The 13,518-nt window shown below is 40.0% G+C and carries 7 protein-coding genes and 1 pseudogene; 2 read left to right on the forward strand and 6 right to left on the reverse strand.

Annotated features, from left to right (window positions below; all coding sequences use genetic code 11):
- Positions 1-8: 8 nt before the first annotated feature.
- From FET73_RS01835 to pilG, 6 genes and pseudogenes are all read right to left on the reverse strand, one after another.
- Entirely contained in the window at positions 9-959 is a 951-nt protein-coding gene (locus FET73_RS01835; protein WP_154222203.1) for a chemotaxis protein CheB, read from the reverse strand.
- Positions 946-7,440, reverse strand: a complete 6,495-nt coding sequence (locus tag FET73_RS01840) for an Hpt domain-containing protein (RefSeq protein WP_154222204.1) — start codon at positions 7,438-7,440, stop codon at positions 946-948. The genes FET73_RS01835 and FET73_RS01840 overlap by 14 nt, the downstream gene beginning before the upstream one ends.
- A 2-nt stretch (positions 7,441-7,442) precedes the next feature.
- Positions 7,443-8,294 (reverse strand): CheR family methyltransferase, encoded by an 852-nt coding sequence (locus FET73_RS01845; RefSeq protein WP_246172658.1) that lies wholly within the window; start codon positions 8,292-8,294, stop codon positions 7,443-7,445.
- Between the two features lie 29 nt (positions 8,295-8,323).
- Positions 8,324-9,334, reverse strand: a pseudogene (locus tag FET73_RS15555) (methyl-accepting chemotaxis protein); the annotation flags it as partial.
- A 1,020-nt stretch (positions 9,335-10,354) separates the two neighbouring features.
- Positions 10,355-10,921, reverse strand: coding sequence for a chemotaxis protein CheW (locus tag FET73_RS01855; protein WP_154222207.1), 567 nt, complete (start codon positions 10,919-10,921; stop codon positions 10,355-10,357).
- Between the two features lie 5 nt (positions 10,922-10,926).
- Positions 10,927-11,307 carry a twitching motility response regulator PilG gene (gene pilG / locus FET73_RS01860; RefSeq protein WP_154222208.1) on the reverse strand — a complete coding sequence of 127 codons (381 nt, stop codon included), beginning with the start codon at positions 11,305-11,307 and terminating at the stop codon, positions 10,927-10,929.
- Between the two features lie 366 nt (positions 11,308-11,673).
- Here pilG and gshB point away from each other — a divergent pair, with 366 nt between their 5' ends.
- Together gshB and FET73_RS01870 are read left to right on the forward strand one after the other, a co-directional pair.
- Positions 11,674-12,618 carry a glutathione synthase gene (gene gshB / locus FET73_RS01865; RefSeq protein WP_154222209.1) on the forward strand — a complete coding sequence of 315 codons (945 nt, stop codon included), beginning with the start codon at positions 11,674-11,676 and terminating at the stop codon, positions 12,616-12,618.
- Entirely contained in the window at positions 12,615-13,466 is an 852-nt protein-coding gene (locus tag FET73_RS01870) for an energy transducer TonB (protein WP_154222210.1), read from the forward strand. The genes gshB and FET73_RS01870 overlap by 4 nt, the downstream gene beginning before the upstream one ends.
- Positions 13,467-13,518 lie beyond the last annotated feature (52 nt).

A 13,518-nucleotide genomic window follows, 5' to 3' on the forward strand; every position in this document is an offset into this window, starting at 1 on the left:
TCATTTACCTATAAATTCTGTTTAATATATTTTGCCATTGCTTCTGGGTCACCGTCAAATTGTGAATAATTTTTCTGACGAACCTCTTCGGCTATTGCTGAAACCACACAGCTCTCTTCAGATTGAGTAATCACAATACCACCGTTCTCATGGATGTTTATTGCACCTTTGACCCCATCGCTGGCCATTCCACTAAAAACAGCCATATTCAATTGTTTAAGCTGATCTATCATATCCATACAGGCGTCATCAATGCAGGGCGTTGTTAACCTGTTAGGGTTAAAATCTTTCACACCTATTGTCCCATCACTTTCAATCACCAAGCTTTCATCAACTGGCATCAAAATGGCGTGACCTGGTTTAATCATTTCACCAATTTGTGGAACCTGAACGGGTATTTGACCATTTTTATTCAATTGATTTTCCATCATATGAACAAATTCAGAATCCATATGCTGCACAATAACAAACAATAAGGGTTCACTACCGTCAAACGATTTCAAAAACCGCACCAAAGATTCCGGTCCACCAATTGATGCTGCCAAAATCCAAATTTTTTTAATACCTAAAGCATTCAAATTAAGCTGTTTTTCATCAACTGTATCTGAAGTCCTGCTTTCTGGCAAAATATTGTTTTTGCTATCTATCTTATGCAGTAAGTGTCTGATCCATCGATTCTTATTCCAGCCCACCAATTCATTAGAAATTAAAGTGTCATTGATAATGATGTCAGCATCATTCTCCGCAAGATAGTCTAATAATTGCCCCACTTCATCATCATTTTGATTACTGTGGATGTTAACAACCAACTTTATATCATCCACTTCTTGAGCCAACACATCAGCTGGCTCAAGATTTATGACATCATATCCTGCACGCTCTAATTGTTTGGCCAAAAACATAACGGAAGGCTGTTGCAATCCGAAATGTACCAAACCCACTTTGTCATTTTTCGACATCTTCTAAATCAAGTAAGTCATTGATGTTTTCTATCAATTCAATTTCTTGATACGGCTTACCTAAGTACCTTTCAACACCGATCTCCTTCGCACGATCTTTGTGTTTTTGACCTGTACGAGAGGTAATCATAATAATTGGAATGTCCTTAAACTTATCTGACTGCTTCATTTGAGTGGCTAATTCAAATCCATCCATTCTTGGCATTTCAATATCTAATAGCATCAAATCAGGCACCTGTTCTTGTAGTTTGTTTAAAGCATCTAATCCATCTTTCGCGGTCATGACTTCAAAGTCATTTCTTGTCAACATCCTTTCACCAGCGCGGCGCATGGTAATAGAGTCATCTACCACCATGACAGTAATGGTTTCATCAACCTCCGCCTCTTCAACAAGTTCAATTCCTTGCTCTTCCATCGATTTGATTTTTTGAACGTACGATCTGTGCATTGGAATGATGTCAAGAATCAACACAACTGCACCATCTCCAAGAATCGTTGCGCCAAAAATACCTGGCACACTGGCCACTTGGGTTCCTACACCCTTCACTACGATTTCTCTACCACCATAAGTTTGATCAACTCGCAATGCCACACCTTGATCACCCGATTTAATCATAACCAAGGGGACCTGACCACCTTCTACAACTGCCTCAGAATCAACTGACAACAATTTATTCAACTCTTGAATGCGGTATTGGTCACCAGCATAATCATAATCTAAATCACCCTCTTCTAAGCGGCGTTTGAATTCGTCGAAATTCATACGAATCAAACCTTCTACACCAGAAGCTGGGATGGCATACCTGTGATCTGCTACTTGTACTACGATAGCTTGAGTCAATGCCAAGGTATAAGGCAATCTAATGACAAATGTCGTGCCTACGCCTGGTTTCGAAATGATTTCAATACCACCCCCCAACCTTTTGATTTCATTGCTGACCACGTCCATTCCAACACCACGGCCTGCAAGCTTGGTAACTTCATCCGCGGCTGAAAGACCTGAATGTGTGATTAACTCAGCCACTTCTTGATCAGAAATTTCTGAATTAGGATCAATAATTCCACGTTCAATTGCTTTTGCTTTAACGACTGCCGTATTGATACCCGCACCGTCATCAGAAACGGTCACAACCACCTCAGTTGCCTCTCGGCTTAATGCAATTTCAATATTTCCTTGTTCTGGTTTTCCAGCTTTCTTACGGTCTTTTTCAATGCCATGCGCCATTGAATTTCTAATCATATGCTCTAACGGTGCTTGCATACCTTCAAGCACTGTTTTATCCATTTCACCTTCGGCACCTTTTACTGACAATTTAGCTTTAATACCTAAATCAGTTGATGCCGTTCTTAGTACACGCCTTAGTCTAGGTATCAATGAGTTAAAGGTAACCAAACGTGTTTCCATCAATCCTTCTTGTAACTCTGTGTTTACACGCGATTGCTGTAATAACAATGTTTCTGACGATCTAGCAGATTCTTGCAGATAGTTTTGAATGTTACTTAAATCCGAAACTGATTCGGCCAAAGAACGAGACAATTGTTGAATGGTTGAAAATTGGTCTAATTCAAGTGGGTCAAAATCCTCTTCTAGTTCATCACCTTCATGTTGGTATGTAGAAATAATTTGCGCTTCAGTTTCATGTTCTAGCTCACGTAGTAAGCGTCGAACCCTTTCAACTGTATTCTCAAGCTCATCAATATTCAGTTTAAGCTCTGCAGACTGCTGTTCCATTCGTGATCGGTAAATACTTACCTCACCAGCAAAATTCACCAATTTATCAAGCAACTCTGAATTAACTTTAATTTGCCCACCTGAAAGCACATTTGATTTCTTCTTAGGCGCTTGATCAACTGATTCACTGTCCTCTGAATCTGGTGTTGATTCAATAGGGGTAACATTTTGATTCAATGGATCAAAAAACTCTTTATCTAATTGAGACTCTTCTTTAATTGCTGTACCTTCATCTGAAAGAATTTTTTCTAACATTTCAGATTCTTTCTCGATACTCGTTAATTGTCCATAGTCTTCAGAGGTTACCATGCCATGTAATTTGTCCATTACTGATGACATCATTTCATGCTGTGGTGTTGTAACAGCAATTTCTTTTTCAGCAATAGACTCAAATAATGATTCTAATTGATGAGATAAATCACCAATTTGATTCAAACCAGCCATCCTCGCACCACCCTTTAGGGTATGCAAGTCACGCTGCAATGCTTGAATTACACCCATATCTTCTGGTTTTTCTTCAAGCTCCGTTAACAAGTGTTCTGCGCGATCAAATATTTCAGTTGCTTCTTCAGTCAAGATTTCTAACAATTCATAATCAAAATCTGACTGCTGTACCTCCTCTTCCTGCCTGTCTTCATAAGGGGATACGGACTTTTCTTCTTCAACTGTCTTGGCTTCTTCTGCTATTTCTTCAACAGCATTGTCTTCTGGCTCAACCACACCTTCAGAAGCTTCTAAATCAGATTCTTGTACATCATCAATGACACTTTCTTCTAATGAATCTACAACCTCTTCTGTTGTTGGTTGTGCCTTGAGCTCTATAATCCGCTCAGCAAAATAATCACCTATGCTTTGATCAGCTACAAATTCTCCAGTCGCTAAATCTGACATGACTTTCTTGGCTTGTTCAGTTGCCAGTTCAACCTGAACCATATCATCTTCTGAAAACGGCTTGTCTTTTTCACTCAAGATAATGGCCATTTTTTCCAATGGCGTCGCCATGTGTGTAATGGCATTGACTTCAGCCATACTTGCCGCGCCGTTCAGGGTGTGAACCACTCGAATCAAATCTTCAGTAACTTCAGGATTTTTGGAATCTACAAATTCTTGTAGTAAAGTCAGATGTCCACCTACTTCATTTTGTAAAATTTCAACAAATACTGGATCTACTTTTAAATCATCAGATTCCTGGTCAATTTCAATCTCTTTAAGTGGCATTGCGGTAGCAGATTCATCAGCTGACTCAAGCTCTTCAGAAGTGGTTTCTTCTGTAATCAAATTATCAGATTCATCACCTTCTACTAAAAACTCTTCTAGATCCAATGACAGCTCTTCATCTTCTGAATCGTCTTCAGCAACAGGTTCTTCAACTTGCTCTGCCTCTTCAGCGTCCAATGTGAACTCTTCTAAATCTAATGACAGCTCTTCATCTTCTGAATCGTCTTCAGCAACAGGTTCTTCAACTTGCTCTGCCTCTTCAGCATCCAATGTGAACTCTTCTAAATCCAATGACAGCTCTTCATCTTCTGAATCGTCTTCAGCAACAGGTTCTTCTGCTTCCTCTGCTTTTTCTTCTGCATCCAATGAGAACTCTTCTAGATCCAATGACAGCTCTTCATCTTCTGAATCGTCTTCAGCAACAGGTTCTTCAACTTCCTCTGCTTTTTCTTCAGCATCCAATGAGAACTCTTCTAAATCCAATGACAGCTCTTCATCTTCTGAATCAACTTCAGCAGCAGGTTCTTCAACTTCCTCTGCTTTTTCTTCAGCATCCAATGAGAACTCTTCTAAATCCAATGACAGCTCCTCATCTTCTGAATCGTCTTCAGCAACAGGTTCTTCAACTTGCTCTGCCTCTTCAGCATCCAATGAGAACTCTTCTAGATCCAATGACAGCTCTTCATCTTCTGAATCATCTTCAGCAACAGATTCTTCAACTTGCTCTGCCTCTTCAGCATCCAATGTGAACTCTTCTAGATCCAATGACAGTTCCTCATCTTCTGAATCGTTTTCAGCAACAGGTTCTTCAACTTGCTCTGCCTCTTCAGCATCCAATGAGAACTCTTCTAAATCCAATGACAGCTCTTCATCTTCTGAATCGTCTTCAGCAACAGGTTCTTCAACTTGCTCTGCCTCTTCAGCATCCAATGAGAACTCTTCTAGATCCAATGACAGCTCTTCATCTTCTGAATCGTCTTCAGCAACAGAGTCTTCTGTTTCCTCTGCTTTTTCTTCTGCATCCAATGAGAACTCTTCTAAATCCAATGACAGCTCCTCATCTTCTGAAGATTCATCAGACCTTTCTTCCAAATTAGCAGCTACGCTTTCTTCTGAAACTTCTGACTCACCTTCATCTAAAACAGCATCTTCAGGAGTAACCACATCATCTGTCATTTCATCTGTAGCTGGTTGTTCCACTGGTCTTGCTACATATTCTGGTACTTCAGTAGCTCCACCCGCAACTTTATTTGCATTTTCTAATACATAATCATATTGAGCTGGAATTGCAGATTCTGATTTCAAAGCTTCAAACATGTCAGCTGCCAAAACCACACCAGCTTCCATCATTGAAGTTAATCCAGCACTTTCTGCTATTCCGCCTTCAATAAATCGATTGCACATATTCTCCAGTTGCCAGCCAAATTCACCAACTAATTCGGCGCCTACCATTCGACCACTGCCTTTCAAAGTATGGAAAATACGTCTCATCTCCCCTAATTCATCAGTATGACTTTCAGGATCTAATTTCCAAGATTTGTATTTACCTTGTAGGTTTGACAACTCCTCCTCAAACTCTTCTAAAAAGATTTCTTTAAACTCTTCATCTACGTCATCGCCAAACAAAACTTTGCGCTCATCTGAAACTGACTGTGCAGCCTCATTTATTTGCGCTTCACTTTCTTCTTCAGCTTGGCTGTCTTCAGAAGTAGCCTTGTTTTCTTTATGGTCTTCAGTTACTTCATCAACTAATTTGGAATCTGTTGTATCAGTTTCATTTGTACCAGATTCTGTATCATCAGCTTTGATTGTTTCTTCTGTTTCATGACCTTCAGTAGCAAATGCTTGTAATTTCTCAACTTGTTGCGCTACCTTCTCTAATAAATTAGTTTGAATAGAGTTACCTTGGTCAAGGTTTTCCAAATAATATTCAAATGTTGAAATTGTTGTTGCCAACTGATCCAGCTCAACTGCGGAAGGTGTGGCTTTCTTTTGAATGATTTGTGTTTTTACAAACTCTATTAGTTTGTACAACTGATTGCTTGCTTCATCGAGCTGAAGTATTTTCAATGCACCGGCTATATCTTGTAAAAGCTTAGGATTGTCATTGATTTGAACTTTATCCCATGGCGACTCAATATAGGCGACAAAGTTAGCTTTAATTTGTTGTAAATTAACAATCGACTCTTTAGCCAATTGTTTTAAGATGGCCATTTGCTCTGTTTTAGGAACACTGTGATCACCTTCCTCATCACCAGAAACTGAAGGCGTGCCTCCTAACGACTGAATGTGGTCACCTAGTTGAGACTCAAGCATCAACAATGATTTGGCCACATCTAACAACTGCTCGTCTGTAGGCCTGGTATTTTCATCTACTGCAGTTTTCAGTGTTGATTGATGTAACAGGACGCTTTCTCTGGCCACACCCAATCCAAGAATACCTAAAGTATCAGCAATTTTTTGCAATGTATCCTGTAATGGAACCAACTGCTCTGAACTGGCAGATTTGTTTCTTATGTATAAGTCTAATGACTCTTGTACTACAAGTATGTCGTCATTGATGGCTTCAGAAACGGTTTGAAGCAAATCTTTATTTTTGCCAGACAAACTGCCTTCTGCATGTTTAATTTCTTCTTCATCAGGAATAAACTGCTCTAATTCAAAGAAATTTTTCACTTCACTGATTAACCGACCTTGACCACTACCTGAAGCAATAAAGTACAAAAGGTTTTTAGTGATGGGGTTAGTTTTTGATGGCGACAGGTTGGGTTGAACAATCAAATCATGAAGCATTGAGTCAACTTGTCCAGCCACTTGCTTAACTGAAATAGAATCTTCAACCACCCTTGCACGCAAACCTTCTATAACTGCTGAGTAAACCCAGAACAATTGTTTTAAGTGCAGCGGACTGACCACCGTCTGTAATTTCGTTATCAGTAACTGAATGTTAGATAAGGCTTTATCCCCGTTGATCTGCTTTATCCAATTAAGTAGCGATATTTGATAAACAGTCCTGATTTTTGTCAAGGCAGCTTTCAATTGACTCCCTGTCATTGAGAAATCACCTTCCATCAGTCGATCAGGCACACCTAAGGTCAAATTGGGGTTAAACAACGCGCTTTCTGATAAAAGCTTTTTACTTCTCACAGCCCGCAAATCATTGACCAAAGGAAGCAAAACAATAGGGACATCTTTATGACCTAATTCTATACGCTCCAAATAATCTGGCAGCCGTAGTATACTTTGTAACAGAATATCGTATGCAGCATCTTTGTCCTTGATGTTTCCATCAATCAAGTCCTTTGCTACAAATTCCATTTCTTCTGCAACCATCGCGGCACCGTACAATTCAACCATTTTCAATGTACCTTGCACTTGGTGCAAATAGGTCACACAAAACTGTAATTGATTGGTGTCCTCAGAATCTTCCACATAAGCTTTAAGCGCTTCTTTGGCACGATTCAAGGTTTCGTCGAGTTCTGATTTAACCCAGGTTAATGTTGAAAAATCTATTTGATCTGTACTACTCATATTTATTTTAGTCTAAATGCTAATGTTCTGCTTTTGTTGACACGTGCCATTTTTTTGTGTGCCCAAGCATTGATTTCAGTTTGCCCTATGACCAACAAACCATCTTTATGTAAATAATTCACCAAACCATCTAAAATTTGCTCTCTGACTGCTTTGTCAAAATACATCAATACATTCTGACAATAAATCACATCGTATTTTATATTTGAGGGTTTGTTCACATCTAATAAATTAAATACCCCAAATGCCATCCTTTTCTTTATATGATCTTTTATCACAAACATTTCATCACTTAACTCCGTGATGTGTTTGTGGTATTTTTCATCGACATTAGAAAGCTTGTCTTTGGTATAAATGGCTTGATTGGCGATGGCAACAGCAGGACTGCTGACATCAGTTCCAGTCACGCCAAAATGCGCTTCTTTCACACTCTCTGAGCAAATATTCTGCGCCATCATTGCCAATGAATAAGCTTCTTCACCGGTGGCACAACTGACACTCCAAATTTTATACCTTAATGGCTTGGTACTTTTATTGATTTTATTTTTCAGGTCTTCACTGACCAAGTCAAACGAAGGTTTATGACGGTAAAACGACGTTTCGTGTACTGTGAGTCGGTCTACCAATTGTGACCATTCCAAGTTACCTTCGATACCAGAATTGATAAAGTTCCAGTAGGCGTCATACTCTGTGTAGCCTACTTCACGCATTCTTGACCATATTTTGGACTGTAAAAACAACTTTCTTTGCTCAGGAACAATGATGCCTAAACGGTGTTCCAACAAATCCGCCCAACGCCGATATTCAGCAGCCGACAAAGGCGGAATTTTAAGAAATGGTTTGTTGCTATACATTTTATACACGTGGGCTCAAAGTCACCTAATTAAAAGAATTCATCATCTGGCAACTTAAAGTCTTCTACTGATTTACGCAGCTCCGTTGCCAATTCTACCAAGTTACCAATAGATTCAGCTGTTTGTTGTGTACCAGCAGATGTCTGAGTTGTAATTTCTTGAATCACGTTCATGGTTCCAGAAATGTTGGTAGCCGCAACTGACTGTTGTCGCGCTGCTTCTGAAATGTTTTGAATCAATTCAGCCAAATCGTTAGATACCGTTTCAATCTCAATCAAAGCCTCACCGGCATCCTCTGCTTTTCGTGCACCACCCACCACTTCTGACGTGGTTTGTTCCATTGACTTAACGGCCTCATTTGTATCGGTTTGAATCGTTTGTACAATACCCTCAATTTGTCTTGTCGCACTTGAGGCACGCTCTGCAAGCTGTTGTACCTCATCGGCAACAACCGCAAAACCACGTCCAGACTCACCTGACGATGCCGCTTGAATCGCAGCATTCAATGCCAGGATGTTCGTTTGCTCCGCAATGTCGTTAATCAATTCAACGATATTACCAATTTCTTGAGATGACTCACCCAGTCGTTTAATACGCTTAGATGTGTCTTGAATTTGTGAACGAATGTTGTTCATGCCTTTAATTGTGTCACGTACAACCTCTGCACCGTTATGTGCAATCAATACCGATCTTTGTGCTACGTCGGCAGATTCTAAAGAGTTCTTTGATACTTCATCAATAGAAACGGCGATTTCATTAATTGCAGCTGAAGCATTGGTAATCTGTGTTGCTTGGTGCTCAGAGGCTTCAGCCAAATGCATCGCGGTTGCCTGCGCTTCTTGAGCCGCAGACGCCACACCAACTGATGCATCATTAATCGTTTTCACCAATGAACGAAGCGCTTCAATCGCGAAGTTAACCGAGTCAGCGATGGCACCCGTAATATCTTCCGAAACCGTCGCGTTTACTGTCAAGTCACCATCGGCCAAGTCAGCCATCTCATCAAGTAATCGCAAAATCGCTTGTTGATTACGTTCATTTTGATCTTGTGCAATCGCGGCACGAACCCTGTCATTCTTAGACAATGTACGGAAAATCCAAATCAACCATAAAAAGAGTGCCAAAGCGATGGCGTAGCCAACATTCTCTGATGGCAAATTAGGTCTATTGTCTTCAGAAGCCAGTTGTTCACGCAACACTTCAGTGTCTTCAACAAATGTTTCAATATCTACTTCAATGTCATCCGCTGCTGTTTGTGCATCAAACAACTCCATAGCATTCAGTACCGAAGCAATATCTGCTTGAATGCTGTCAAATGCATTAAAAACACGACCCAAGGCTTCCAATGCCTGTTCATCTGTTACTGCATCAATCTGTTCTGAACCATTAAACATGCCATTCATGACATTTTCAAACATGCGTGCATCCCTGTCCAGAGCATCAGCTGCTTGAATAGAGGCGGCACCACCTTTCAAAATTTCACTCATGCGTCGCAACATTCTATCGGCCAACACCAACTGTTGCGAAGCCAAATATATTTGACTTCTGTCGCCTCTGATGGCAACCAACCTTTTAACCACCGCATCTGAACTGGCTTGTAGCAAAGGTATTTCTTTAGCAAACTTATCTGAAATTGCAGTCAACTCTTGAATTCGGTCTCGCTGTTCCAAAATGGTCAAAGCATTGGTGTTAATTTCACTCCAACGCGTTCTCATGTCATCCAACCTTGGGTTCAAATCTGTTGGAATGGCTGGAAAATCAGAGTTGCCGTTCGTCAAGTCATTAATTGCACCATCAACAATCCGTCGGTCTGTTGAAAGTGAGTCAAACGCGTCAACATCACCAATAGAAGCACTTTTAGCATATTGTGCCAGTTGCTGTGCTTTAATTGTTATGCGGTCTGTGACCTGTATATGTCCTGATCGGTTTGAATCTACGATATTCAGCCAAGCAGAATGACCAAAAAACGCAAAGACCAAAACCACCAGAACAATCAGCTGCCACATGGGCAGCGTCCGGGTTCTTTGGTCCATATCCACTGAAGAACTGCTCATAAAAATCTACCTCTTTATATTTATCTTACCTGATGCATTTTGGAAATTCGCATCATGAACCAAGCGATTAACCAAAAATACATTCCAATTTACGTCTTCTACATTGAAGAATTTCTCACAATAAGTCAGCAAGTTTTGCTTATTGCTGTCCTCTTGAGCAATGTCTTGCCACATTTTTTGCTGAAAATGTCTTTGGCCAAACACTTCATCTACCACCAAACCTGCCTGTCCACCTGGTTGATCTATAATCAACATTCGGCTGTGCTTTGTGATGCGCGAAGGCTCCCCAAACAAATATTGTTTTAAGTCAATCGCAGGAATCAAGTTACTCCTGATATTAACCAAGCCCAAAACCCAAGCATCAATTCCAGGAATTCTGATGAGTTCGGGTAAAATAACAACCTCGTTGATGTAATCAACTTCAGAAACCAACAGGTCATTTCCTACTTTGAATCCAATCCCAGACCAATCTTCAACTGACTCATCATTCGAACTGCCACCCAAAGCGTGCGCCACACTGCGTCGCTCGTATTCAAGTAACAATTCAAATGGTTTAATGATTTGCTTACTCATGGCATTCAATCTCGTTTGACGTGAGCCTCAATGGCTTCAATCAACTCTTCTTTGGTGAAAGGCTTTGTTAAATACTCTTCAGCACCTACCACCCGACCTTTTGCTTTATCAAACAATCCATCTTTACTTGATAACATGATTACAGGCGTGTTTTTATGCTCACTATTCATTTTAATTAATGCACATGTTTTATAACCATCTAAACGAGGCATCATGATGTCAACAAAAATAATATTGGGCTCAAGATCTGATATTTGAGAAAGGGCTTCATATCCATTGTCTACTGTAATGACTTCGCACCCCTCTTTTTTAAGCAAAGTTTCAGCGGTTCGGCGGATGGTTTTACTATCGTCTATCACCATCACTTTTAAACCTTCTAAATTCATAATTTCTCCACGTGAATTTGTTATTCCGGTGTTAATTGCTATTCACAACATTCATTAAATTACACTCCTAAGTGTGTCATTATCAAGAAAATAACTCATTTTTAACATGAATACAAACTTAAATTGAAAAATAAGCGAAATTTATAAATAAATCACTCATTCAGACCAAAGCACACATCGGGATTAATGCAGCATGACCCTCACACCTAACCCCTTTAAGTTAGGCCTTTACGGGTCAATTGTCAATTATTAAAATACCTCCATTCACATATCACTTCTAACAAACAGACAATTAAATCAAAAGACATGGTTTATTTGCTACCACTGTCTGCATATAATAACCCCAATCCCTTAGCCACCAAACATATGACTAAAAGCGCCTTTATCATGGATCCAATCGACTCCATTAACACAAGCAAAGACTCAACTTTTGCCATGATGCTTGAAGCACAAAAAAGGCAGCATGAAATCCACTACATCACCCAAACTGACCTTTTTTGTCAGCAAGGCTTAGCTCAAGCCTTCAGCACAACAATAAAAATCACAGATAACAAACATGATTATTATGAAGTATTGAATAAGCAGCGTGTCAACTTAGGTGAAATGGATTATATTTTCATGAGAAAAGACCCGCCATTTGACATGGAGTATGTCATGGACACATATGTGCTTGATTTGGCTGAGCGCCAAGGTGCCAGAGTCATTAATAGACCTCAAGCTTTACGTGATGCCAATGAAAAATTTTTTACTGAAATGTTCCCCGATGTTACACCAGATAACATCATATCTAGAAACAGCAATCTACTCAAATCAGCCATCATGGAACTCGGAGAAGTGATTGTCAAACCCATGGATGGCATGGGTGGCAACTCCATTTTCAAAACATCCAAAGATGATAAAAACCTGAATGTTATTTTGGAAACAGTCACACAAAACAATAGCCGAACCACCATGGTCCAAAGGTACATCAAAGAGATTGCCGCCGGCGACAAGCGCATATTGATGATTAATGGAGAGGCCGTCCCTTATGCTTTAGCACGCATTCCATCCGATCAGGATTTCAGAGGCAACTTGGCTAAAGGCGGTACAGGCAAGGGCCTGACCTTATCTGAAGGCGACATTAAAATATGTCAAACTGTCGGTCCACTTTTAAAAAACATGGGCATCATGTTCGCTGGCATTGATGTGATAGGTAACTACCTTACAGAAGTTAATGTAACCAGTCCCACTTGTATCCGAGAACTTGATGCACTTTATGACCTCAACATTGCAGGTCAATTATTCGACTGTCTGGAAGAAACCAATAAATGACTGCTAACATCAGCACAAAAGACCGTAATGTAATGACCTTTACATTTGCCTGCATGCTGTTGGCCGTGATTATTTTGGGCATCACCTTTCGACACAACCAAGGTCAACAAGAAATTTTGCACAGTATGGATGTCATCTTGACCAAAAAAGCCAACACGCTTACACCAGAAGAAGCGGATTTTTTGGCCCAAGATAATCAAATGGGCGGAGGCACCGAAGATGAAAAAGTTCGCCCCCAAAATATTGCCACAGCAACCTCACCTACAGAAACAGGGCTTTCACAACAAGAAACCCCTGAGTTAAAGAAACATAAAAAAAGTCAAGAACAGCAAGCATTGATTACTCAACAACAATCTGAAATCAAGATCAAAGCACCCACAGAATCATCAGAAAAGAAAGAACAGAAAAAAGACGACACCAAAGAATCGCCTGCGCAACGCTTAGCTCGGATTGAAAATGAACTGGCAAAAAAACTGGAAAAATATGCCAAAAAACCCCGCAGCAAATACATTTCAAGTAATACAAAAGCTTATGAGTATGCGCCTTACATTTCAAAATGGGTTAAAAAAATTGAACGAACTGGTGACTTAAATTATCCAGAACAAGCCAAAAAAGCCAACTTTCAAGGCAGTGTTATGCTCTCAGTAGGCATCAAAAAAGATGGCACCATTCATGAAATCAAAGTCATCAAAGCTTCACCCCATCAATTCCTAAACGAAGCCGCCAAACACATTGTCGAAATGGCACAACCTTTTGACCCACTCCCCAAGACCAAAGAGCGCGTAGACATACTATACATCACCAGAACTTGGCAATTTTTACCTGGACACCTGCTGCGCCACAAATAAATACATTTGATCAGCGCTGTCAGACACTTATCATTTAAAATCAGTTAAAATT

It is taken from the genome of Marinicella rhabdoformis, assembly GCF_009671245.1.
Taxonomy (GTDB): domain Bacteria; phylum Pseudomonadota; class Gammaproteobacteria; order Xanthomonadales; family Marinicellaceae; genus Marinicella; species Marinicella rhabdoformis.

Bases quoted from the DNA above. Each gene is read 5' to 3' on its own strand.
- FET73_RS01835 (WP_154222203.1), bottom strand. From the start codon at position 959: ATGTCGAAAAATGACAAAGTGGGTTTGGTACATTTCGGATTGCAACAG.
- FET73_RS01840 (WP_154222204.1), bottom strand. From the start codon at position 7,440: ATGAGTAGTACAGATCAAATAGATTTTTCAACATTAACCTGGGTTAAA.
- FET73_RS01845 (WP_246172658.1), bottom strand. From the start codon at position 8,294: ATGTATAGCAACAAACCATTTCTTAAAATTCCGCCTTTGTCGGCTGCT.
- FET73_RS01855 (WP_154222207.1), bottom strand. From the start codon at position 10,921: ATGAGTAAGCAAATCATTAAACCATTTGAATTGTTACTTGAATACGAG.
- pilG (WP_154222208.1), bottom strand. From the start codon at position 11,307: ATGAATTTAGAAGGTTTAAAAGTGATGGTGATAGACGATAGTAAAACC.
- gshB (WP_154222209.1), top strand. From the start codon at position 11,674: ATGACTAAAAGCGCCTTTATCATGGATCCAATCGACTCCATTAACACA.
- FET73_RS01870 (WP_154222210.1), top strand. From the start codon at position 12,615: ATGACTGCTAACATCAGCACAAAAGACCGTAATGTAATGACCTTTACA.